General features: G+C 33.2%; 21 protein-coding genes, 5 tRNA genes and 1 pseudogene. All 27 read left to right on the top strand.

Annotation, left to right across the window (positions count from 1 at the left end):
- The first annotated feature begins 8 nt into the window (after positions 1 to 8).
- The 27 genes and pseudogenes from DW006_RS01495 to DW006_RS01365 all read left to right on the top strand — a co-directional run bounded on the left by DW006_RS01495 (position 9) and on the right by DW006_RS01365 (position 25,032).
- Positions 9 to 81, top strand: a tRNA-Val gene (locus DW006_RS01495).
- Positions 82 to 285: 204 nt separating this feature from the next.
- Positions 286 to 358, top strand: a tRNA-Thr gene (locus tag DW006_RS01485).
- Positions 359 to 563: 205 nt separating this feature from the next.
- Positions 564 to 645 (top strand) — tRNA-Tyr (locus DW006_RS01480).
- 42 nt (positions 646 to 687) lie between these two features.
- Positions 688 to 761 (top strand) — tRNA-Met (locus tag DW006_RS01475).
- Between the two features lie 6 nt (positions 762 to 767).
- A tRNA-Phe gene (locus DW006_RS01470) sits at positions 768 to 840 on the top strand.
- A gap of 417 nt (positions 841 to 1,257) precedes the next feature.
- Complete coding sequence (locus tag DW006_RS01465) at positions 1,258 to 2,547, top strand: chloride channel protein (protein ID WP_117998716.1); 1,290 nt, start codon at positions 1,258 to 1,260, stop codon at positions 2,545 to 2,547.
- 238 nt (positions 2,548 to 2,785) lie between these two features.
- On the top strand, positions 2,786 to 3,703 hold the full coding sequence (locus DW006_RS01460) for an FAD-dependent oxidoreductase (RefSeq protein WP_117998715.1): 918 nt from the start codon (positions 2,786 to 2,788) through the stop codon (positions 3,701 to 3,703).
- A 124-nt stretch (positions 3,704 to 3,827) separates the two neighbouring features.
- Positions 3,828 to 4,016, top strand: a pseudogene (locus DW006_RS12405) (helix-turn-helix transcriptional regulator); the annotation flags it as partial.
- Complete coding sequence (locus tag DW006_RS01455) at positions 4,017 to 4,763, top strand: Fic family protein (protein ID WP_347474992.1); 747 nt, start codon at positions 4,017 to 4,019, stop codon at positions 4,761 to 4,763. It begins immediately after the preceding pseudogene.
- A 506-nt stretch (positions 4,764 to 5,269) separates the two neighbouring features.
- Positions 5,270 to 5,929 carry an amino acid ABC transporter permease gene (locus DW006_RS01450; protein WP_022164761.1) on the top strand — a complete coding sequence of 220 codons (660 nt, stop codon included), beginning with the start codon at positions 5,270 to 5,272 and terminating at the stop codon, positions 5,927 to 5,929.
- Positions 5,910 to 6,587 (top strand): amino acid ABC transporter permease, encoded by a 678-nt coding sequence (locus DW006_RS01445; RefSeq protein ID WP_117998713.1) that lies wholly within the window; start codon positions 5,910 to 5,912, stop codon positions 6,585 to 6,587. Before DW006_RS01450 ends, DW006_RS01445 begins: the two co-directional genes overlap by 20 nt.
- A gap of 11 nt (positions 6,588 to 6,598) precedes the next feature.
- Positions 6,599 to 7,345, top strand: coding sequence for an amino acid ABC transporter ATP-binding protein (locus DW006_RS01440; protein ID WP_117998712.1), 747 nt, complete (start codon positions 6,599 to 6,601; stop codon positions 7,343 to 7,345).
- Positions 7,346 to 7,557: 212 nt separating this feature from the next.
- A complete protein-coding gene (locus tag DW006_RS01435; protein ID WP_117998711.1) occupies positions 7,558 to 8,412 on the top strand; it encodes a cysteine ABC transporter substrate-binding protein in 855 nt (284 codons plus the stop codon).
- Between the two features lie 214 nt (positions 8,413 to 8,626).
- Complete coding sequence (locus tag DW006_RS01430; protein WP_117998710.1) at positions 8,627 to 9,493, top strand: aldose 1-epimerase family protein; 867 nt, start codon at positions 8,627 to 8,629, stop codon at positions 9,491 to 9,493.
- A gap of 105 nt (positions 9,494 to 9,598) precedes the next feature.
- Positions 9,599 to 10,195, top strand: a complete 597-nt coding sequence (locus DW006_RS01425) for a histidine phosphatase family protein (protein ID WP_117998709.1) — start codon at positions 9,599 to 9,601, stop codon at positions 10,193 to 10,195.
- A 183-nt stretch (positions 10,196 to 10,378) separates the two neighbouring features.
- Positions 10,379 to 10,816 (top strand): hypothetical protein, encoded by a 438-nt coding sequence (locus tag DW006_RS01420; protein WP_117998708.1) that lies wholly within the window; start codon positions 10,379 to 10,381, stop codon positions 10,814 to 10,816.
- A complete protein-coding gene (locus DW006_RS01415) occupies positions 10,816 to 11,778 on the top strand; it encodes a hypothetical protein (RefSeq protein ID WP_117998707.1) in 963 nt (320 codons plus the stop codon). Before DW006_RS01420 ends, DW006_RS01415 begins: the two co-directional genes overlap by 1 nt.
- 148 nt (positions 11,779 to 11,926) lie before the next feature.
- Positions 11,927 to 12,811: a diadenylate cyclase CdaA gene (gene cdaA / locus DW006_RS01410; RefSeq protein ID WP_243002552.1), complete on the top strand. Its 885-nt coding sequence runs from the start codon at positions 11,927 to 11,929 to the stop codon at positions 12,809 to 12,811.
- Positions 12,786 to 14,051, top strand: coding sequence for a CdaR family protein (locus tag DW006_RS01405; RefSeq protein WP_117998706.1), 1,266 nt, complete (start codon positions 12,786 to 12,788; stop codon positions 14,049 to 14,051). Before cdaA ends, DW006_RS01405 begins: the two co-directional genes overlap by 26 nt.
- Before the next feature lie 17 nt (positions 14,052 to 14,068).
- Complete coding sequence (gene galE / locus DW006_RS01400) at positions 14,069 to 15,091, top strand: UDP-glucose 4-epimerase GalE (RefSeq protein WP_022164769.1); 1,023 nt, start codon at positions 14,069 to 14,071, stop codon at positions 15,089 to 15,091.
- 28 nt (positions 15,092 to 15,119) lie between these two features.
- On the top strand, positions 15,120 to 16,451 hold the full coding sequence (locus DW006_RS01395; RefSeq protein ID WP_117998705.1) for an LCP family protein: 1,332 nt from the start codon (positions 15,120 to 15,122) through the stop codon (positions 16,449 to 16,451).
- A gap of 100 nt (positions 16,452 to 16,551) precedes the next feature.
- On the top strand, positions 16,552 to 17,982 hold the full coding sequence (locus tag DW006_RS01390; protein WP_117998704.1) for a trypsin-like peptidase domain-containing protein: 1,431 nt from the start codon (positions 16,552 to 16,554) through the stop codon (positions 17,980 to 17,982).
- Between the two features lie 215 nt (positions 17,983 to 18,197).
- The gene (gene clpX, locus DW006_RS01385; protein WP_117998703.1) at positions 18,198 to 19,697 is read left to right on the top strand and encodes an ATP-dependent Clp protease ATP-binding subunit ClpX; all 1,500 of its coding nucleotides are present in this window, start codon (positions 18,198 to 18,200) and stop codon (positions 19,695 to 19,697) included.
- A 405-nt stretch (positions 19,698 to 20,102) separates the two neighbouring features.
- Complete coding sequence (locus tag DW006_RS01380; protein ID WP_117998702.1) at positions 20,103 to 21,095, top strand: leucine-rich repeat protein; 993 nt, start codon at positions 20,103 to 20,105, stop codon at positions 21,093 to 21,095.
- A 15-nt stretch (positions 21,096 to 21,110) separates the two neighbouring features.
- Positions 21,111 to 22,337, top strand: coding sequence for an MBL fold metallo-hydrolase (locus tag DW006_RS01375; RefSeq protein WP_117998701.1), 1,227 nt, complete (start codon positions 21,111 to 21,113; stop codon positions 22,335 to 22,337).
- A gap of 18 nt (positions 22,338 to 22,355) precedes the next feature.
- Positions 22,356 to 23,489, top strand: coding sequence for a leucine-rich repeat domain-containing protein (locus tag DW006_RS01370; RefSeq protein WP_117998700.1), 1,134 nt, complete (start codon positions 22,356 to 22,358; stop codon positions 23,487 to 23,489).
- 100 nt (positions 23,490 to 23,589) lie between these two features.
- The gene (locus DW006_RS01365; RefSeq protein ID WP_117998699.1) at positions 23,590 to 25,032 is read left to right on the top strand and encodes an ISLre2 family transposase; all 1,443 of its coding nucleotides are present in this window, start codon (positions 23,590 to 23,592) and stop codon (positions 25,030 to 25,032) included.
- Positions 25,033 to 25,069 lie beyond the last annotated feature (37 nt).

Genomic DNA, 25,069 nt, shown 5'->3' with positions numbered 1-25,069 from the left:
AAAGAAATGGGATCTTAGCTCAGCTGGGAGAGCATCTGCCTTACAAGCAGGGGGTCACAGGTTCGAGCCCTGTAGGTCCCACTAAATGCAGAAATGCCTTGTGGAATACATTTCCGAAGATGATTGCATCCCAAAAGAAAACCATGTTTCCAAGTGGCACGCAATCGAAAATAAATACGCCGATGTGGCTCAATTCAGGCTTATTGACTTTGTCAATAAGAGGAGAGCGGTCAAGGGAAGCTTGGCTCTGCCAATTGAGCAGAAAGGTTGATAAAAAATAAATACGCCGATGTGGCTCAATTGGCAGAGCAGCTGATTTGTAATCAGCAGGTTAACGGTTCGAGTCCGTTCATCGGCTTTCTTGGAAAGAGAAAGTCATTAAGAAAAGCCAAAGATTCAGAAGTCATGAATGATGATTTAAAGGGAATCTTAGAAAGGCAGTTCGCAAACAGTGTTTGCTCACTGTCATTTGCTTTGCAAATGACATTACCTTTTTTAATAAACTTATACAAGCAAGCATGTAAAGTTCATTAAAAAAAGCAAAGCGCTTTCTAAGTTATTATGGGCAGATTCCCGAGTGGCCAAAGGGGGCAGACTGTAAATCTGTTGGCACCGCCTTCGAAGGTTCGAATCCTTCTCTGCCCAGTATTGCAAAAAAGCAATAAAAGAAATACAATAGAATAACAGCGCGGGGTGGAGCAGTCTGGAAGCTCGCCGGGCTCATAACCCGGAGGTCATAGGTTCAAATCCTATTCCCGCAACTCAATGCCCAGTTAGCTCAGTTGGTAGAGCAGAGGACTGAAAATCCTCGTGTCTCTGGTTCGATTCCGGAACTGGGCATTTGTTATGTGAAACTGTAGATGTTACCCGGTAATGTCTACAGTTTTTCTTTTATGTTAAAATGATAAAAGTTAAAAGTAAAAGAGTGATACAGATATATTAATAGGTACATAAATGAATAGTATTTAGTCAATAATGAAGTTTTGTGTAAAATAAATTTTCCGATTGATTTTGACTAAATAATGATATATGTTCTTAATTATGGGAAAAATATAAACTATATGCTAAAATAAAAAAGCAAATGTAAAAAAGCAAATATAGAAAAGCAAATATAAAAAGAAAATAAAAAAGAATATAGAAAAGAATATATAAAATAATATATAAAATTTATAAAATAATATATAATAGGAAAGAAAATTAATATTAAGTAACACTAAAGCATTTTTATATATGGAAAAACGAAAAGGATGAGAAAAATTGGAAAAAGATACAAACAGAATAAATCGAAATAGAGTTTTATACAGATTTTATTCAGGGAGAATTAAAAGAGATATTAACAATTTTGTTAAATGGATTGTTTTGGCAATTATTGTAGGAGTTGTAGTTGGTGGAGCAAGTAGTTTTTTTGCCGGTTGTATAAAGCTGGTTACAAAAACAAGAGGTGAAAATCCATGGCTTTTTTTATGCTTGCCTATAGCAGGACTGGTTATTGTTTTTATGTATCAGAAGATTGATAAGTACGATGGAGGAACGAATCAGGTTTTATCAACGATTAGATCGAAAGATGATGTGCCTCTTAGATCAGCTCCTTTGATATTTGTGGCAACATTGCTTACTCATTTAACCGGTGGTTCTGCAGGAAGAGAAGGAGCGGCAATCCAATTTGGCGGAAGCATTGGAAATCAGTTGGGAAGAATTGTGCATTTAGATGAGTTTGACCATCATGTTATGGTAATGTGCGGTATGAGTGCGGCATTCTCGGCTGTTTTCGGTACACCGATGGCGGCTGCGGTGTTTGCAATGGAGGTTGTTAGTGTTGGTGTAATGTATTACGCTGCGTTGCTTCCATGTGTTGTTGCATCAATTATTGCTTCAGAATTTGCTGCGGGTATAGGGATTCATCCGGAATCCTTTCATGTTGTAAATATTCCGGAACTTAGTGTTGAAAGTGGCATTAAAATGTTAATAATAGCTGCTGGGTGTGGTTTGATTAGCATTTTGTTTTGTGTAGCTTTAAAATTTGCTGCAGGGATGTATACAAAATATTTGAAAAATCCTTATATAAGAGTATTTGTTGCAAGTTTAATTGTTATTGGAATTACGATTCTTTTGAATACGAAAGATTATATGGGAGCCGGAAGTGAATTAATCGCGAGAGCTATTGAATATGGAAAAGTACGCCCATTAGATTTTTTCTGGAAAATTATTTTGACGGCAATCACAATGCGTGCAGGATTCAGAGGTGGTGAAATTGTACCAGCTTTTTGCGTAGGAGCAACATTTGGCTGTCTGGCAGGACAGATTTTAGGATTTCCACCGTCACTTGCTACAGCTTCAGGAATGGTAGCTGTTTTTTGTGGTGTTACAAACTGTCCAATCACATCTATGTTAATAGCCTTTGAATTGTTTGGATTTTCCGGAGTATCATATTATCTGATAGCCATTGCTGTTAGTTACTCGTTATCAGGATATTACAGTTTATACAAAGATCAGACAATTGTTTATTCAAAATACAAGGCAAAGTATGTAAATAAAAAAGCAAGGTAATGAAAAATTGTAATGAAAGAATTGTGATTAAAGAACGGCAGTAGATAAAAGAATATGAAATAGCAAAACTTATTAGAGAGTTGATGCCATCAATGAAAATGACAAGAATGGTAAGCTCAGGAACTGAGGCGGTAATGAGCACCATCACAGTTTGAGGCAATGTTTATTTCGGCGGCACATACTAAGGAAGATTTGGAAAAAACAGCAGAAATTATTAGAAAATATAAGGCGGTGTAATATGGAAAATATAAAAGATTTAGTTACTATTGGAAGTGGTCCCGCAGGACTTTCAGCGGCAGTATATGCCAGCAGGGCAATGATAGACCAGGTAGTTATAGAAAAAGAAATGTTTAGTGGCGGTCAGATTGTTACGACAGACAGAATTGATAATTATTTAGGTTTGTATGGTGAAAACGGTTATGATTTGTCCGTTAAGTTCAGACAACATGCAGATGAATTAAAGGTGCCATTTGTAGAGGGACAGGTTACATCTATAGAAGATAAGGGCGAGATAAAAGAAATAACATTGGTAAATGGTGACGTTATAAATACAAAAGCCATAATAATTGCAACAGGTGCAAAACACAAAGTGCTTGGTGTAAAAGGCGAAAAAGAATTAACAGGAGCAGGCGTTTCATATTGTGCCACATGTGATGGAGCCTTCTTTAGAAATAAAACAGTAGCAGTTGTTGGTGGCGGCGACGTTGCCCTTGAAGATGCTTTATATCTTGCAAACATTTGCAAAAAAGTTTATCTCATTCATCGAAGAAATGAATTAAGAGGAGCAAAAATCTTACAGGATAAAGTTTTAAAAAATGAAAAAATTCAGTTTATGCCTGAATATCAGGTAAGGGAAATTGCAGGTAACAACAAGGTAGAAAAAATTACTTTATTTAACAAGACAAATGAAACTATGGAATTAGAAATTTCAGGAATATTCATTGCTGTTGGTATGGAACCCCAGTGTGATTTTGCAAAAGGTGTTGTGGCAACAAACGAAAATGGCTACGTTATAGCAGGAGAAGATTGCAGAACTAATATAGACGGAATATACGCAGCAGGGGATATTAGAACAAAAAGCTTGCGACAGGTAGTAACTGCTGTAGCAGACGGAGCTGTGGCAATTAACTCATTGGAGCAGGATAAAAATAAATAAAAGATAAAATACAAGTAGAAAAACATATATAGGATATAAGGAAAAAACTTCACAAATATAAACATTAAATCAAATAAAGTTTATGCTTGTGAAGTTTTATGCTATAATAAAATAAAGGTAGGTGATGATAATGAAAATATCTTATAAAAAACTCTTTAATATGCTTAAAGAAAGAAATATTTCAAAGACAGCTTTGAAGGAAGCGATAGATTTATCATCTGCAACATTAGCAAAGTTGTCAAAAAATGAACCTATTTCAATGAACACTCTTATACTAATTTGTAATTATTTAAATTGTCAGCCAGGGGAACTAATAGAAATAGAAAGAGTATGTGATGAAAATATTCTATTGGCAAAATTAAAAGAAGAAAAGGCGATAAAGTTAAAGGGTGGAATTTATCATCAGACACAAATCAAATTAGCTTATAATTCTAATCACATAGAAGGAAGCAGGCTTACAGAAGAACAAACCAGATATATATATGAAACAAATACAGTTGGAGTTGAGCAGGAACCGGCAAATGTTGATGATATATTAGAAGCAGTTAATCATTTTCAATGCTTTGATTTTTTAATTGACTCGGCACTTGATACATTAGATGAAAGATGGATAAAAAATGCACACAAAATATTAAAATCAGGAACTTCCGATAGCAGATTGGAATGGTTTAATGTAGGTGAATACAAATCTCAAAGAAACATGGTGGGTGACACACCTACAACGTTGCCGGAGAATGTACAGGAAGAAATGGCTAAGTTGCTATTTGAATACAATAGAATAGATAAAGTGTCTCTTGAAAATATTTTGGATTTTCACGTTAAGTTCGAAAGAATACATCCCTTTCAAGATGGAAATGGTCGTGTTGGAAGATTGATTATTTTTAAAGAGTGTCTAAAAAATAATATTGTGCCTTTCATCATAGAAGATGATTTGAAAATGTTTTACTATCGTGGATTAAAAGAATGGAACAATGAAAAAGGCTATTTAACGGACACGTGTTTAACAGCACAGGATAGATACAAAGTTTATTTGGATTATTTTCAAATTGAATATAAGTAAAAGTCGCAAAAAAAATATTTGAATAAAAGTTCAGGAGATTACACCAATTTTTTAAATATTTTCTTGACAATGTAGAACTATGATATTATAATCCTATATAGTTGGTAGGAAATAAAGGAATTGATTTTTTATTGATATTTATATAAAATATAGTGGTTGGTCAAAGTAGGTGATGCATCTGCTAAGGTAATCCACAATGCAGAATATAAATTTTAAAAGAGAATTTCTTTATAATCTACATTAATTTTGGAAGTAAGTTAGTTAGGAGGAAATTTTGATGAGTACAGTGAATACATTAATTAATAATAGTTGCTGTTGTTGTATGATGTGTTGTCACCAGGATTATGTCATACCTTATTTGTACTTGTCAGAAATTAGAAACTAATTTGTCAAATAAATATGATTACAATCTTGGGAAGTTATAATTAAACTTCCCAATTTTTATGCAGATAAATCATACTATTCAGATATGCAATAAAAACAATAAAGTGAAAGGAAGTTTAACAGTGGATATTGAATTTATACAAGAATATATACCTATGTATGTTGAAGCAGCTAAATTAACTTTAGGCATAGCTGTTGTGGGAATTATAATTTCCGTAGTAGTAGGACTTATTTGTGCAAATATACAATATTATAAAGTTCCTGTATTAAAAAGAATAGTTTCTATTTATATAGAGCTATCAAGAAATACACCACTTATTGTACAGTTATTTTTATTATACTTTGGCTTGCCAAAGGCAGGCATTGTACTTGATTCAGTAACATGTGCCATTGTAGGTCTTGGATTCTTAGGTGGCAGTTACATGGCTGAAAGTTTTAGAAGTGGTTTGGAATCAGTTGACAAGACACAGTTAGAGTTAGGGTTAAGCATAGGTCTTACACAGCCGCAGATTATGAAAAATATCATAATTCCACAGGCAATGTCAGTGTCGGTACCCGCAATTTGCGCAAACATTATTTTTCTTATTAAGGAAACATCAGTGTTTAGTGCAGTAGCACTGGCAGATCTAATGTATGTGGCAAAAGACCTTATAGCCCTTTACTATAAAACAGATGAAGCATTATTAATGTTGGTAGTGGCATATTTAATTTTGTTATTACCTATATCAATTATTGCTACAATACTTGAAAGGAGATTAAGATATGCAGGATTTGGGAATTAGGGTCCTCTTTATGGGTGACAATTTTGCAAGACTTCTTTCAGGACTTTGGGTTACAGTTAGAATTTCATTAATTTCAGTTGTACTTTCAATTATATTAGGTGTACTTCTTGGAATGGTGATGACAATTAAGAACCCGGTTACAAAAGCCTTAACAAAAATTTATTTGGAATTTGTAAGAATTATGCCACAGCTTGTTTTACTGTTTTTAGTTTATTTCGGTTTAACAAAATCTTTCGGAATAAATTTATCAGGGGAAGCATCTTCAATAATTGTATTTACAATTTGGGGAACTGCTGAAATGGGAGATTTAGTAAGAGGTGCATTAATATCAATTCCAAAGCATCAGTATGAAAGTGGTGAGGCTATTGGATTAAACAAAATACAGATTTACAGATATATTATTATTCCACAGACATTGAGACGTTTAATTCCATTAGCAATTAACCTTACAACAAGAATGATTAAAACAACTTCTTTAATTGTTTTAATTGGCGTTGTAGAAGTAATGAAGGTTGCACAGCAGATTATTGAGGCAAACAGATACTCAGCACCGGATGCAGCTTTGTGGATTTATGGAACAATATTTTTTCTATATTTTATTGTTTGCTGGCCTATTTCATTGTTGGCAGGCAGACTTGAGAAAAAATGGAAGGATTAAGGTGAAAAGATTTGAGTGAAAAAGAGAAACTGTTAGAAATACAGGATTTAGTAAAAGATTATGGTAATGGCCCGGTGTTAGATAAAGTATCACTGGATGTATATAAAGGAGACGTTATTGTTTTAATAGGACCATCAGGATGTGGAAAAAGTACACTTCTCAGATGTATCAATGGTCTTGAAGAAATTCAGTCAGGAAAGATTTTATTAGACGGTAAAGAAATCACAGGTAAAAAAGCAAACTGGAGAGAGGTCAGACAGAAAATTGGTATGGTATTTCAAAGCTATGACTTATTTCCACACATGACAGTTCTTGATAATGTAATATTAGGACCTGTGAAAGCACAAAAAAGAAATAAGCAGGAAGCAATCAAAGAAGCTGAACAGTTGCTTGATCGAGTTGGACTTTTAAATAAGAAAGATTCATATCCAAGACAGTTGTCAGGTGGACAAAAGCAAAGAGTAGCCATTGTAAGAGCTTTAATAATGCATCCTGAAATAATTTTATTTGATGAAGTTACAGCAGCATTAGATCCTGAAATGGTTAGAGAAGTATTAGACGTTATGTTAGAACTTGCAAAACAGGGTTCAACAATGTTAATCGTTACTCACGAAATGGAATTTGCAAAAGCTGTAGCAGATAAGATTGTTTTCTTAGATGGAGGAAACATTGTAGAAACAGGGGAACCAAAAGAGTTCTTCAGTAATCCGAAAACAGAACGTGCAGGAAAATTCCTAAACACATTTGTTTTTGAATAAATAAATTGTAACCATCTTTCACGTACCAATTGCATAATTATCGAAAGCACGCTCCCGCTGCTTCCGCCTCGTAGCGGTTCTATCAAGCCGACTACGCTGCCTTGATGAACCGACGGGCTCCAAGCACTTTCTTATAATTAGGCAATTGGTACGTGGATATAGATACAGTTTTTTATAAAATAAAAAATTAATAACAAAAAGGAGAGAGAATTATGAAGAAGAAAATTTTAGCATTAGCACTAGCAGCAGTTTTAGTTGTGACAGGATTAACAGCATGTGGTTCTAAAAATGATGCAAAAACAGACAATGGTAAGGTTTACCGTACAGTCGATGAAATCAAGAAAAGTGGAACAATCAAAATTGGTGTATTCAGCGACAAGAACCCATTCGGTTACGTAGATGAAAAAGGTGAGTATCAGGGATACGATATTTACTTTGCAAAAAGAATAGCAAAAGACTTAGGCGTTAAGTTAGAATTTGTTTCAACAGAAGCAGCTAACAGAGTTGAATATTTAAAGACAGGTAAGGTTGATATTATACTTGCAAACTTTACAGTAACAGATGAACGTGCAGAGTCAGTTGATTTCGCACTTCCATACATGAAAGTTGCATTAGGTGTTGTATCGCCAGACAAGGCACTTATTAAGTCAGTTGATGATTTAAAAGGCAAGAAACTTATTGTCGCAAAGGGAACAACAGCAGAAGCTTACTTCGAAAAGAATTACCCTGATGTACAGTTAGTAAAATTTGACCAGTATACAGAGACCTACAATGCTTTATTAGACGGCAGAGGAGATGCAATGTCAACAGATAACACAGAAGTGTTAGCTTGGGCTCTTAAGAACAAAGGCTTCTCTGTAGGAGTTCAGTCAATTGGAGAAACTCAGACAATTGCACCTGCTGTATCAAAGGGTAACAGCTCATTATTAAAATGGCTTAACGATGAAACAAAGGCATTAGCAAAAGAAAAATTCTTCCACAAGGATTACAAGGAAACACTTGAACCTGTATATGGTGATCAGGTAAATCCTGACGACCTTGTTGTTGAAGGTGGGAAAGTAGAATAAATTAGCAATTAAAATTATATTAAGTAATAAGTAGTGGTGGTGTTAGGAAATAACATCACCACTATTGTATATATGGGAAAAATTATGTAGACTAATAATAGAGAAAAGCGGTTTTATGCTATACATTGTTGTATATGAGTAATGGAATTGTGCAAAAGTAATGGCATGAAAAGTTAGATGAGTTAAACATCGAAGAAAGGGTAAGGATATTTTTATGATAATTGAAAATGATTTAATATTAGTTGAAGTAAATGAACTTGGGGCAGAAATAACAAGAATTTATGATAAGGAAAATAAAACAGAAATATTGTGGGATGGAAATCCTAAATTTTGGAAGAGACATTCTCCAATTTTATTCCCAAATGTAGGAAAGAATTTTCGAAACAAGGTCCTGATTAATGGAAAGATTTACGAAACCTCTCAACATGGTTTTGCAAGAGATAATGTTTTTAAGAGCGTTGAAAGCAGTGAAAATAAAGGTGTATTTAAGTTAGAAGCTACAGAGGAAACAAAGAAGGCTTATCCTTTTGATTTTATATTGACTATTTCTTATGAAATTAAGGATAAAGACATACATGTAAACTGGAAAGTGGAAAATACTGACAGTGTGACAATACCTTTCACAATTGGAGGACATCCGGCATTTATGTTTAAAGAAGGAGATGTGAAAACAGATTATGTTTTGAAATTCCCGGGCAAAAAGCAGCTTGACTATATTCTTTTAGATAAGGAAACAGGAACAGCTTTGCCTGACAAAGTTTATCAGCTTGAACTTGAAGACGAAACATGCCCATTAAATGACGAAATGTTTGAAAATGATGCATTAGTTTTTGATAATACACAGATAGAAGAAGTTTGGTTGTGCTACAAAGACGGCAGAAAACGTGTTGGAATGTTGGCAAAAGATTTTCCAAATTACGGAATCTGGTCAGTTAAAGATGCACCTTTTGTATGTTTAGAACCATGGGTAGGTCGTTGTGATAATTATGGCTTTGATAAAGAACTTGCCACTAAACCGGGCATTAATTTAGTTGAACCAAAAGAAAAATTCCAAAAAGAATATACAATAAAAATTGGTTAAATTACTAACAATGACAAATATACGAAATTACAAATGAATTAATATTCGTGCTAAAGAATATTTAGGATTATAATTGACAAAATTAACAGAAAAGAGATTACAGAAATGAATATTTATATTGCAAGACATGGCGAGACAATTTGGAACAAGTCAAGACTACTTCAGGGAAGCAGAGATATTGAATTATGCGATGACGGTAGAGCGATTGCATACGAGAGAGCAAAACAAATAGCAGATGTTGACTTCGACATTGTGTACAGTTCACCATTGAAAAGAGCCTACGAAACAGCCTGTATACTAAGAGGTGATAGGGATATACCGATTATTAAGGACGACAGATTAAGAGAAGTGAACTTTGGAATTAATGAAGGAAAATGTTCCTTGGAGTTAAAGAAAGATAAGAACAGTCCAATATACAAATTTTTCGAGGACCCGGGCAATTATCAGCCACCGGAAGGTGGAGAGTCGCTACATGATGTGTGCAAGAGAACCAAAGAGTTTATGGAAGAAATTATTGAGCCACAGAAAGATAAGTTAAGCAATGTTCTTATTGCAGGGCATGGCGCAATGAATAAAGGAATAATGTGTCATGTTGTAAATCATCCTATTAAGGAATATTGGAGTGGCGGTCTGCAGAAAAACTGTGGTATCATCATTGTTAAGTTAGATGAAAATGGTTATGAAAAAATAGGCGAAATATAAAATTAAAAAAGAAATATGAAATTAAGAAAAATAAGCGTACTAAAAGGTAACTGTTATTAAGTTAGTAATGGAGATTGATCTTTTGATACGCTTATTTGTTGCACTAAAAAGAGGCTTATGCTAAAATAGAAGATAACTATGGGTTTTTGTGCCCATTTGAAAAAATGCTGAGGTATAAGGTATATGTTAAATAACGAAAAAATTACTTTAATGACAAAATTGTCACTATACGAACAGAAAAATGGGAAAAAAGAAATAAAATCAAGCAAGTATTTTAAAAGTGATTATATGTTATTAAAAATGGTAAGTTCATTTTTTTGTATAACATTTGCTTACTTGCTTTGCTTAGCATTATGGATTATGTACAGCTCAGACAGAATGATATCCACGCTGACAACTACAGGAAAAATAGTAGCATTGGTTACTGTTTTAGTAATTATTTACATTGCAGCAACTGTGGTGTACATGATGTTTAGTTATGCATTTTTTTCACATAAGTTTAGGAAAACAAGAAAGAACCTTAAAGAATACAACGGAGATTTGAAAACACTCCATAGAATACAAGAGTTAGAATATGACGCGATTATTAATGAATTAGAAGAAGGAGGCAGGGAAGAATAATGACATCCCTTATTGAGTTAAAAGAGAAGATTAAAAATTTTTATGGTAGTTATGAATTTGTAGTTAGACCAATTATAAGATTCCTTGCCGGATTGATTTCATTACTACTTATAAAGGCAAACGTAGGTTATATGGATTTGTTATCCTCATGGATTGTAGTGCTTGGCGTAGCTGTTATATGCGCATTTCTTCCTTGGGGAGCCATTACTTTAGTTTTGGCTGTGGATATAGTTATGAATATATTTGCAGTATCTGTGGAACTTGGTGGTATGGTTGCAATCATAATGATGATTATGTTTTTGTTATTTTTCAGATTTTCACCAAAACAGGGGATGCTTTTAGTATTTGTGCCTTTGGCATTTTTCTTAAAAATCCCTTATATAGTACCTATTATTGCCGGTTTGGTTTGTACTCCGGCAGCAGTTGTTTCGGTTATATTTGGAACAATTATCTACTATATAATTTATATAATTAGTGAGAATCTTTCTGCTTTAACAGGAAGCTCAAGCGGAGCAATAAGCACTGCAAACATTAATTCAATTATTAATATGATTAACAGTAACACTGAAATGATTTTGGCAATTATAGCCTTTACAATTACAACGTTGGTAGTTTATTCAATTAAAAGATTATCAATTGACAATGCGTGGACAATTGCCATAATTACGGGAAGTGTGCTTGAATTTGTTGTTATTTTAGTTGGCAATTTAGTCTTAAAAAATGACAATTCAGTTGCATGGACGGTCATCGGAACACTTATTTCATTGGTGATTGCCTTTGTAGTGCAGTTCTTTGTATTTTCAGTGGACTATTCAAGAACTGAGCATACACAGTTTGAAGATGATGAGTATTACTATTACGTTAAGGCTGTACCAAAGATGAATGTGGCAGCACCTGAGATGAATGTAAAGAGAATCAATGCTCAAAGAAGAAAAAAAGGAAAAGGAAACAAGAGAGCTTAATTTAATACTTTTTATGGGACAGCAAAAAAGTTTACTTATATTTCATAAAATAAATATATTTATGTGAAATAAATATGTTGGTGGAAAAGTATAATTAAGTAATAATATAGATATTTATTGGTTTTGAATAAGAAGAAAGGAGAGAACAGTGGGAACAGCATTAGATTATATACATAATTTTTTTGAAAAATATCTTACAATTCCGGAGATATATCCAAGTGATATTTTTGAAATTGTCATTATTTCCGTACTTTGCTATTATGTAATCTTATGGTTTAGAAAAAGTAGAGCCTGGACTTTACTAAAGGGAATTTTTATGATTGTTATTTTTATGGTAATAACAACTATTTTCCACCTCACAACTCTTCAATGGATTATAAATAAAACATTAAGTGCAGGAATAATAGCAATTGTAATAATTTTCCAGCCTGAACTTCGTAGAGCACTGGAAGAATTAGGAAAGAAAAATGTATTCTTCAAATTGTTCAAATTAGGAAATAATTTAGAAAATGAGAGATTTAGTGACAAGACAATCGAAGAAATTACAAGAGCGACTCTCGAAATGGCAAAGGTAAAAACTGGAGCGTTGATGGTAATTTCAAGAGATCACGACTTAAGCCAGTATATTGAAACAGGAATCAGACTGGACGCAAGAATTACAAGCCAGTTGATTGTAAATATTTTTGAGAAGAACACACCATTACACGATGGTGCAGTTGTTATTGAAGGAGACAGAATTACAGCGGCAACATGTTATTTGCCATTATCAGACAGCATATCCTTAAGCAAGGATTTAGGTACAAGACATAGAGCAGGACTAGGCTTAAGCGAAGTTAGTGACTGTGTTGTTATTATTGTGTCTGAAGAAAATGGTAGTATTTCTATTGCAAGAGATGGCAAGCTTATAAGATATGCAGACACCGCAGTATTGAAAAATGAATTAATAAAGGCCCAGGACAAAGTTGAAACAAAAGATAAGAAGAAATTTTGGAAAGGAAGGGACCGCAATGAAAAAAATGATGATGAAGATTAAAGAATCATTAACACATAATGTAGGCGTTAAAATTGTTGCGGTGATTATTGCCACATTAATTTGGCTTACTGTAATAAATATAACTGATCCTGAAAAAACTGTAGTTATATATGGCGTACCGGTAACGGTGACACATGAAGAGGCTATTAGTGATTTGGACATGGTATATGAAGTTAAAAACGATAAATATGTAAACATAACTATTTCAGGCAAAAGATCTGTTGTTGGAAATTTATCAGCAGATGATTTTAAGGCTATTGCTTCTTTAAAGGAACTATCAAAAGTTAATTCAGTTCCAATTGAAGTATCAGCTAAGCAGGGCTCAATTGCCAGAAAAGTGACCATTGAGAAACAGTCTATGCAAACTTTGATGATTAATGTTGAACAGATGGAAAAGCAGAATTTTGATGTTCATGTTGAGTATAGCGGAAGTGCTGCTTCAGGCTATGTAGCAAATGGTTATACCCTTTCAAAGAATACTATTTCTATTAAGGCACCTACTTCAATATTGAAGAATATTTCAAAGGTAGTGGCTGAATGTGAACTAGAAGGCAATAGTACAACCTTTACAAAGAAATGCCCATTGGTTATGTATGATAATGATGGTAATGTTATCAAAACAGGTCATGTAACAATGTCCAGCAAAAAAGTTCAGGTAACAGTAGATATTGCCCAGGAAAAAGAAGTACCTGTTGAACTTGGAAAAATTGGCAATCCACCTGAAGGCTATGAAGTAAAGAGCACCTTGCTTTCAACAAACAAAGTTAAGTTAGTTGGTAGCAGTGATGTGTTAGCTACAATTGATAAGATAACATTAAGTGATGATATTGATATATCAAAAGAAACTGAAAATTATTCAAAAACTATTGATTTAACAAAATACATTCCTGAGGGAATAACTATTTCAGGTGGTTCTAACGTTACAGTTGAAATAGAAATAAGTAAATTAGCAACTAAGAAAATTACTATAAAATCTTCAAATATTAAAATTATAAATGAAGATAATACTAACGCTAAAGTATTAGATAGTGTTAAGTTCACAGTGCAGGGTGATAGTGATGCAATATCTAAACTAAAAACAAGTGATATTACGGCAACTATCAATGTAGAAAAGTTAGCAACAGGAAAACATAATGTTGTAGTTCAGCTAACTTTACCTGACAAAGTAATTGTAACTGAAGAGGTAAAGGTACCGGTTGAAATTAAAGAAAAAGATGTTACAGCAACCGGTAAAGAGTAAACAGGAGGAAAGGTTGTATGAGTACAATTTTAGTAGCAGGTGGTGCAGGTTATATTGGAAGTCATACTTGTGTTGAATTATTAAATGCAGGTTATGATGTAGTGGTTGTGGACAATTTAAGCAATTCTTCAAAGGAATCGCTTAATAGAGTTAAACAGATTACAGGAAAAGATGTAAAATTCTATGAGGCAGATGTTGCAGACCAGCCAAAGATGAGAGAAATCTTTGAAGAAAATAAAATTTTTGCAGTAATCAATTTTGCAGGCTTAAAAGCAGTAGGCGAGTCTGTAGAAAAGCCATTAGAATATTATAAGAATAATATTTCAGGAACAATAAATATGTGTGAAGTTATGAGAGAATATGGTGTTAAGAATATTATATTCAGCTCATCAGCAACAGTTTACGGTGATCCTGAAGAAGTACCTATTACAGAAGAATGTCCAAAGGGCCAGTGTACAAATCCTTATGGTTGGACAAAGTCAATGCTTGAGCAGATTTTAACAGATATTCAGAAAGCAGATCCTGAATGGAATGTTATTTTACTTCGTTACTTTAATCCAATTGGTGCACATAAGAGTGGCTTAATGGGTGAAGATCCAAATGGTATACCAAACAATTTAATGCCTTATGTAATGAAGGTTGCAATTGGTCAGTTGCCACAGGTTAATGTTTTTGGAAATGATTATCCAACACCTGATGGCACAGGCGTAAGAGATTACATCCATGTTGTAGATTTAGCAGACGGTCATGTTAAGGCAATTAAGAAGATTGAAGAAAATCCTGGTCTTAAGATTTACAACTTAGGTACAGGAAAAGGATACAGCGTACTTGATGTAATTAACAATGTAAGTAAGGCTGTAGGAAAAGAAATTCCGTATGTAATTGCACCAAGAAGAGCAGGCGATATTGCTGAATGTTATTCAGATGCAACATTAGCTAAGGAAGAACTTGGCTGGGAAGCTAAAAACGGAATCAAGGAAATGTGCGAAGATTCATGGAATTGGCAGAAAAAGAATCCAAATGGATATAATGATAAATAAATAAAAAACATATGATAGGAGAAAGCCGGTGAGTTCTAATAAGACTATTAAAAATCCAGGTAAACAATTAAAAAAACTAAAGATATTCAGAAGAATAATGACTACCTTAGAAGTGATTTTTGGAATAATTTTTATTTCAGTTGCAGTAGTTATGTTTGTACCAGGTGTTAAAACAGAATTGGTAAAAGCAGCAGCAACAACTTCTATAGGAAAGAAGTTTATATCCTGGATGGGAAGCAAGGCGTATGCAGACAGCGTATTAGATAAGAATTTTAACAGCAAGAATTTAAAGACTAACAAATTAAAATACAACTATTCACAGGAATACACAAACTTTGTTTTGTTTGGTGTAGATTCAAGAGAAGGTGAAGTTGACACATCAAACAGTGATTCTATTTTAATTGTTAGTATTCACAACACAACAAAAGAAGTTAAGATGGTATCTGTTTACAGGGACACAATGCTTGGAATTTGTGACAAGACAGGAACAATTAACCAATACTTCAAAGTTAATTCAGCATATTCTTACGGTGGTCCGGAAGGTGCCATTAACACTTTGAATCTGAATTTAGATTTGGACTTGAAAGATTATGTAACAGTTAATTTCGGTGGCGTTGCAGACATCATTACTAAATTAGGTGGTATAACAGTTAATTTAACTGACGATGAACTTGCACAGCTTAATCACCATTTAAAGAGTACAATTAGCTCAACAGGTCAGTATGCACCACAGGTTGCACATAGCGGAAAAAATATTAAGTTAAATGGAATACAGGCAACAACATATTGTAGAATACGAAAAGCAACATTCTACGATCCAAAGACAGGCGAGCCTGTTTCAGACGATTTCGGAAGAGCAGCACGTCAGCGTTCTGTAATGGAAAAATTAGTAGAAAAAGCTAAAAAAGCCGGCGTAAGCGAACTTCAGGGAATGGTCGAAACAGTATTAAATGATAAAAATGCAAAGGGACAGATTATTACAACAAGTTTTAAATTTGATGAAATTGTTAATTTGTTACCAATCATTTTTGATTTTAAGTTGTCAGGAAGTACAGGTTTCCCATCAACATTACAGACAGGAACATTTGATCGCACAAGTTATGTTGTGGCAAGTGGATTAAGCAATAATGTTTCTAAATTGCATGAGTATCTTTATGGTGAAAAGAATTATGTTCCTACAGAGAATGTTAATTCTGTAGATTATGCAGTAACTTCAAAAACAGGAATTAGTGAAAACAGCGCAGGATTTAATCCAACAGAAAAAGTAGATGGAACTTCTACTTCTAAAGATGGCAAGCAGCCTGAAACAACTGAAAGTAGCTTTGACTATGATGACAAAGGGAAAAGTGATTTTTACTAAAACGTTTTATTTTAACATTTAAAACACAAAATAATCACATATCGACTTTATACTTCTAGATATACGATAAACAATAAAGTGTGAAAGGAGATTGGTTACCATGTCAGAGCAGAATACAAACGGATATTATGAAAACGGTGACAATAATAATTATTATCAGAATCAGGATAACAATAATTATTATAACAACCAGGACAGCAACCAAAATAATGGACAGAACAACAAAAAAAATAATAAAGGAATGATAGCAGTAATAATAGCTGTAGCAGCAGTAGTTATTATAGTTGGATGTACTGCAGCAATTACTTTTATTTTAGGCGTAAACTCAGGGACAACAAATATTTCATCAACAAAGGAAACAACTGCTGAGAAGTATGCTGATATAGGATCAACTAATTCTACTGATACTTCAGATTCATCAAGTACGTCAGGTTCAGTTGTTGTAACAGATGTATCAAAAGTGGTTAGTAACACAATGCCATCAATTGTTGCAATTACAAGTACAACAGTTATGCAGTCAAATAATTATGATTCAATTTATGATTATTACTTTGGCGGTGGTGATGGAAACAGCAAAGGTAGCACATACGAACAGCAGGCAGCAGGTTCAGGAATTATTGTTGACCAGACAGATAGCGAATTATTAATCGTAACTAACAACCATGTAATCGAAGATGCTGACAGCTTAAAAATTCAGTTTGATGGCATGAGTTCAGACAAGGCAGTTGACGGTTATATTAAAGGAACAGACTCAACTAAGGACGTTGCAGTAGTAGCAGTTAAGTTAAAAGATATACCAAAGGCTACCTTAAATACAATTAAGAAAGCAACATTAGGAGATTCAGACAAGGTAAGCGTTGGCGAAGGCGTTGTTGCCATTGGTAATGCATTAGGATATGGCCAGTCAGTTACAACAGGTATCGTTAGTGCTAAGGATAGAGAAGCAAATATTGAAAATAAAACAATGAAGCTTTTACAGACAGATGCAGCTATTAACGGTGGTAACAGTGGTGGAGCATTATTAAACTCAAAAGGTGAAGTTATTGGAATAAACGTTGCAAAATATTCATCAAGTGGTTCATCAACAAGTGCCAGTGTAGAAGGAATGGGATTTGCAATTCCTATTACATCAGTTAAGAGCATCATCAGCAATCTTGAAACAAAGACAACAAGACAGAAATTAGCTGCCGACAAGCAGGGATATCTTGGTATAACAAGTAAGTATGATGTAACATCAGATATTTCAGAAGCATATCAGATGCCAACAGGTGTTTATGTATATGAAACAACAAAGAACGGCCCTGCAGACAAGGCAGGAATCCAGTCTGGCGACATTATTAGAAAATTTGATGGTCAGGAAGTAGATTCAATGGAATCACTTCAGAGCATTATTCAATACTACCAGCCGGGAGAAAAGATTAAAGTTACTATTGCCTACGCAAGTGGAAGAACTTACAAGGAAAAAGAAGTTACAGTAACACTTGGAAAGAGAAGCGATGTAACAAATTCAGAAACTCAGGCAGAGCAGTAAATTACAATGAGAAATCACAAATTTACAATTTCTTATTAGAATTTAATTGAAACTTGCATCTTGAGTGAGAGTTAGTAATAGAATTCATTATTTAAATATATCATATGTGGAAAAAGATTAAGTTAGTTCAGAAAAAATGAATAACTTAGTCTTTTTCTGTATTAAAAAATGTGATAAACTCCATAGGTGAAAAAGACAAAAAGAGAGGTACTTATATGAGCGATAAGAATTTAGATAAAGAACTTGAAAAAAATGAAAATGAAATTAATGAATCACAGGATAAGGATGCTGATAAAAAAGTAACTGAACAACAGAGCAGTGATAATAATTCTCAAAGTGAAGACAACAAGGAAGATGAATATGAAAAAATTTGTTATGTATGTAGAAGACCTGAAAGCAAAGCAGGTAAAATGATAGATATGCCGGGAGGCATTTGTGTATGTGCAGACTGCCTTCAGAAAAGTTTTGACAGTTTTCAGAATATGGGAATGGGAATGAATGTAAAAATTAGCGATGAAGATTTGAAGAATCTTTTAAATATGCCGGGCATACACATGATGAACCCTGAGGATTTTAAAAGGGAAATTCCTAATAAACAGAAGTTAAAGAAAAAGAAAAAAAGCGAAGAAAGCAAACCGATATTTGATATAAATAAAATTCCTGCACCTCATATTATAAAAGAAAAATTGGATGATTATGTAATTGGTCAGGACTATGCAAAGAAAGTAATGTCTGTTGCAGTATACAACCACTACAAGAGAGTTGCAACAAACACAATGGACGAAATCGAAATTGAAAAATCTAATATGTTAATGATTGGACCTACAGGTTGTGGTAAAACATATTTAGTTAAAACTTTAGCAAAATTATTGGATGTGCCACTAGCCATAACAGATGCTACATCTCTTACAGAGGCCGGATACATTGGCGATGATATAGAAAGCGTTATATCAAAACTTCTTGCAGCAGCAGATAACGATGTGGAAAGAGCAGAAACAGGTATTGTCTTCATTGATGAAATTGATAAGATTGCCAAGAAAGATTCAGCCAGAAGTCGTGATGTAAGTGGTGAGTCTGTTCAGCAGGGAATGTTGAAACTTTTAGAAGGTAGCGAAGTGGAAGTACCTGTTGGTGCAACAAGCAAAAATGCAATGGTGCCACTTGCAACAGTTAATACAAAAAACATTCTGTTTATATGTGGTGGCGCGTTCCCTGATTTAGAGGGTATTATTAAAGAACGTTTGAACAAACAGTCAGCAATTGGTTTCTTAGGCGACTTAAGCGACAAATACGACAATGATAAGTCTGTAATGAAAAAAGTAACAGGAGAAGATTTAAGAAAATTTGGTATGATACCGGAATTTCTTGGAAGACTTCCGATTGTATTTACTTTAGATGGATTAAGCGAGGAAATGCTTGTAAAGATTCTTACAGAGCCAAAGAATGCCATTATTAAACAGTATCAAAAACTCCTTGAACTTGATGAAGTAAAACTTGAATTTACAGAAGGAGCACTTAAAACAATTGCGAAAAAGGCAATTGAAAAAGACACAGGTGCAAGAGCATTAAGATCTATTATTGAAGAATTTATGTTGGATATAATGTACGAAATTCCAAAGGATCCACACATTGGAACAGTTACAGTAACAGAGGAATATATTAACAGAACAGGCGGACCTAAAATTGGAATGCGTGGACAGGATTTAATAGAATAAAAAAATAAGGAGGCTGTCGCTTAGCGGCAGTCTTTTATTGTGGAGACTTATTGGAACAAAAGAAAATAATAAAAAATGGTATACATATATGGAAAAAAATGGTAATATTTAAGTACATTAAAAGTGAACGGAGAAATAGAAAATGGGATGTGAAAGGCTTGAATTTTATAATTAAAAAGTATATGTAATACTAAATTAACCTAACCACAGTCCCTTTATAAAGAGATTGTGGTTTTTTTTGTAACGTAAGATTTTTAACCAATTATAGCAAATTTAAAATTTTACTAAAAAATTTACTAAACCTTTGCTAAAAAAACTCAAAAAAAATTTTTGCAAAAAAATTTTCGCTGCAATATTTTGGTCGTTATCTACGTTTAAAAAGTATAAACAAAAGGAGGTATTGTCATGAAGAATAAGAAATCAGCAAAACTATTAGCAACTATTAATGTTTTAGCAATGATAATCTGTACACTAAGTATTATAATTGCACCATTTACGGAAGTTAAAGGAAAAGGGGTGAAAAGAGTTAAAGAATTGACTAATATCGAAAACATAAAAGATGATACATTATATGATCAAATATATATTGATAAAGATTATGTTTATGATATTAGGACTAACTTAAATCAGGTAACTGTAAATTGTACAAAATCATTTGTTGTATCACAGGATAATCCTAAGTATAAGGCAATTGATGGGGTACTTTATTCAAAAGACGGAAAAAAACTATATTATCTTCCAAGTGAAAAAACAAACAGCTTTGTTGTGCCTAATGGTGTTGAAAGTATTGAATCAGATGCTATTTATAATTGCTCAACACTAACAAGTCTGGATTTGTCTGAAGTAAAATATATAGGATATAAAGCAATTACATATTGTAAAAAACTAAAAAATTTGAAAATGGATAATGTTAAAAAAGTTGACCGCCATGGAATTGAAAATACAGGGTTAAAAAAGATTGTTATTAAGCAAAAAGTAAAACTAGAGATTCATGCAATTCAATCCAACGTTTCAATTAAGCATAAAAAGAGTTTTACCCAGATAAAACCATATGTTTATAGCTGTTATAAATGGTATAAAATCAAGGCAGCTAAAGGATATGAAGTTAAAGTAATAATAAAAGACATGTCATGCCCAAAAGATAAAAGAACCGTAAAGGGAACAGTTAAATCTAATGAGTTTGATAATAAAATTGAAAGAAAAATGACAAAGCAATTGAAAGAGCTTCAATATAATTTTACTATCAACAAATTTGGAAAAATATATTTCTTTTCTGAATACGAAGAATATATCATAAAAACAAAAGTAAGAGCTTTTAAGTATAAGAAAAATAAGAAAATATATACAAATTGGAGCGATTATATGACATATGACACAGTTGATTCTGAATGGTGTTAGAAAGCAGGTGATAATATGAAAAAGATACTAAAAAGAACTGTAATATCGGTAATGGCTATGTGCATGATAAGTGGTAATGTTAATGTAGAGGCAGTACAGGAATATCAGGAGGATACAAAAGCTAGTATAGTACAGGACAGAGAAGGAGATTATAGTGAGCAGGAAATAGAAAAAATTAATGAAATGTCGGAAGATGAGGAATCGCCTTGCGAAACAGAAATTATAAGAACTAGTGATAATGGCAAAATTGCAACGCAGGCTACTAAATATACCACAAGGGTTCATTTTATTGCAAATGGTGGTCAAGAGATTATAGAAGATAATGAAAAGAAAATTGCAAGAGGAGATGCAATTTTAATTGAGAATAATGGTGAATATGCCTTGATAGATGCAGGTGTTGATTCCAAGTGTGAAAAATATTTAGAGAGTCTAAGGAAAAAAAGAGGCTTAAGTAAATTAAAGATTAAATACATGATATTAACACATCATCATAATGATCATTATAACGGATTAAATTCAATTATAGCCAATCCCAATATAGAGATACAGACATTTATAAGACAGAAAAATCACGATGACATAACTGCTAACAAAGGCTGTAATAAGAGTGGCTATAAAAGCTTAATAACCAAAATCAATAACTTAAATAAAGCAAAAACTAATTTTAAAAACTTAGAGTACATATATACATTGAATGCGAAGGATGCAAAGACTGAAACAAAAACGGTAAAGAAAAAAATAGGGGATGCAACATTGTATATTTACAGACCGTTTCGCTTGGCTAGTGATGCAGATGTTGCAAAAAAACAACCTAATCAGTACGAAAATAATCGTTCGATTATGTGTCGTTTGGAATGTGGAACAAGAAAATATTTATTTACCGGAGATGTTTATAACAAAATAATTAATAGAATAGTTTCGTATGTCAGTAAAGATGATGCTAAAAAGATGTTGAATACAAATGTTTTAAAACTGCAGCATCATGGAATAATTATTAATTATATAGAACACACAAAAGAAAATGCTAATCTTAAACCAAACAAAGAAACCAATGATATATATAAGAATAAATATAATGCATCCAGATATTACATTACAAATGCCAGAACAATGGATCAGCTTGAAGAACCGGAAAAGTTTAGAAATGATATGATTCGAAGTGTATTTGGTAATAGAAGTGACTTTTTACTTACAATTACTGCAAATAAAACCAAGATAGATGAATATTCTTATACTAATTAAAGGAAAGCAGGTGATAATATGAAAAAAATATTACAAAGTAGTTTTATAATGTTTATGGCAGTAGTAACTTCTTTGGTTATGAAACCAAATTTGGCAAATGCCTCTGAAAGAATCTATGATAGTGTGAATATTGAAAAAATTGACCAGTTGAATAATCCGGGAGATTACAGGGAAATAGTAATCGGAAAAAACTACACAGGAAGTCTGGAAAAGTTATTTCATGTTTTCATAAATAGCACAGAAAAAATCACAATAGATAAAGACAATCCTAAATATGCATCAGTTGATGGCGTTGTTTTTTCAAAAGACATGAAACAGATATTATATTACCCAAGGAAGAAAAATGTAGGAGGCAGCTACACAATACCGGAAACTGTTGAAAAAATAGGAAAGATGGCTTTTAAGGAAACTGCAATAAAAGAAGTGAAAATGGGGAATAAGATTAATACTATTTCTCAAAAGGCGTTTGACGGTAGTAGCATTTTAGAAGTTAAGATTCCGGATAAAGTTAAAACATTAGGGGCTGCGGCTTTTTCAAGCAGCAAAATAACGAACATAGACCTTAATAATGTAAAAAAAATAAAATCAAGATGCTTTAATTATTGTAATGGACTAAAAACAATAGATTTAAAAAATGTTGAGAGTATTGGAAAAAGTGCTTTTTATTCATGCAAAAACTTAAAAACGGTAACAGGAAAAAAATTAAAAAAGATTAGTCGTTTTGCATTTTGGGGAAAAACTAATTTAAAAAAGGTGTACTTAACAAATGGAATCAAAATAGGTGCGGATACATTTGACTGTATGCCAACATTTGACTATGGTATTTCTTTCAAAAAAATAAAACCATATATGTTTACAGGATACATGTGGAATGAGGTTGCCAATGCAAAGGGATATCAGCTTAAAATAAAAATATTTGATAGCAAGAATAAGAAAAAAAACAAAACACTGATTGTTAATACAAAAAAGAGTTACATGCGGGCTTATGGAAAAACTCAAAAGAAAATGAATAAGATAGTTAAAAAGTGGAAGATAAAAAACGCAGATGCAAAATTTAGCTTTAGGGCATACACTAAAAAGAACAAAAAGAAAATTTATACAAAGTGGAGCAACGAAACAACGAACAGAAGGGAGGTTAGTGTAAAATTTTAGTTGGCAAAAAATAAATAAAAAAATGGGAAGTAGAAAAAACCACTTCCCATTTTTTTATTTATGATATTAACTGCTCAGAAAAATACGTAAAGGAGGCTGTATGATGTTTAATAGTTTAGCTGAAAAAGAGATTTCTTTCAAGGAGTTAGAGAAAAAAGTGTTTAAACATGTATGTGAACTTGGTTGTGAAATTACAAAGATGATTCTGGAAACATATGATGACGAGCTTGCAAAACAAAGAGAAAGAAAATCTTACAGGGATAAGGGAAAAAGAAAAACCAACATAAAGACAGTTTACGGTACTGTTGAATACAGTCGGAGAATATACGGAACAATCACACCGGATGGAGAAAAGGCATATGTATATCTGTTGGATGAGGCAATGCAGATGGATAAGATAGGTATGATTTCCAAAAATCTTGCGGAAAAGATTGTAATGGCGGTAACGGAGACACCATATCGTGTAACTGCGGAAACAATAAGCAGTACGTGCGGTCAGAGCATAAGTGCCGCAGGTGTGTGGAACGTGATACAGCGTCTTGGAGAAAAAATAAGTGAGGAAGAAAAACATGCGGTAAAACAGATGAATGCGGATCAGTCGGAAGGGAAAAGGGAGATACCAGTGCTGTTTGAGGAAATGGACGGTGTGTGGCTGAACATGCAGGACAAAAAGCATAAAAAGACAAAGAAGCAGGAAATGAAAGTTTTCACGATGTATGAAGGTTGGGATGAGGAAAAGGAAAAACAGAAACGAAGCACTCTTGTGGGAAAACACATGCTTGCGGGAATGGAAGAAAGCAGTGAGTTTCACCAAAAACGTGAGGCATGCATCAGAAAGAAATACAATGCTGATGAAATCGGACAGCGAATACTTAACGGAGATGGAGGGAGTTGGATAAAAGACGAATACGATCCTGATGTAATTTTTCAGCTTGACCGTTATCACATATATCAGGAAATACTGAGAAAAATAACGGATAAGAAGGCACAGACAGACATAAGGCAACTGTTTGAGGAAGAGAAAATGGAAGAAATGCTTAAATACATCCAGATATACGCAACAAGTGTTGAAAGTCCGGATGAAAAAGACAACCGAAGTAATAAAGCAATGAAGTTATATAAATATCTTGCCAATAACAAAGAAGGACTGTTACCTTATGACAAAAGGGGAATAGAAATATCTGCCCCACCAAAAGGAATGGTATATAAGGGGTTGGGAGTTCAGGAAAACCAGAACTGTACGGTAATAACATTAAGAATGAAACATCGTAGAATGAGATGGTCAAAATCAGGAGCAAATAACCTGGCAAAGGCATTGTATCGAAGGGAAAACAGGGAATTGATAGAAACTATAGACAGATATACAGACGGACTGGTATTCACGATGCAGATGCAGGAAATAATAGAAACCATAAGTGCAGCAAAGGCTCCGAAAAAAGACGGAAAGGGAAACAGATACATTGACTTAATGAATGGAAATGTACCGATAAGGGATGCAGTGCAGACTGAATCAAGAAAAATATTTAAGAAAGTATTCTGTTAAAAAACATAAAGAGAAACCCGACAGGGTTTATTTGGCA

Source organism: Eubacterium sp. AF36-5BH, from assembly GCF_003460505.1.
In the GTDB taxonomy this organism is placed as follows: Bacteria; Bacillota; Clostridia; order Lachnospirales; family Lachnospiraceae; genus Eubacterium_G.
This window is presented reverse-complemented; position numbering and strand designations above follow the sequence as displayed.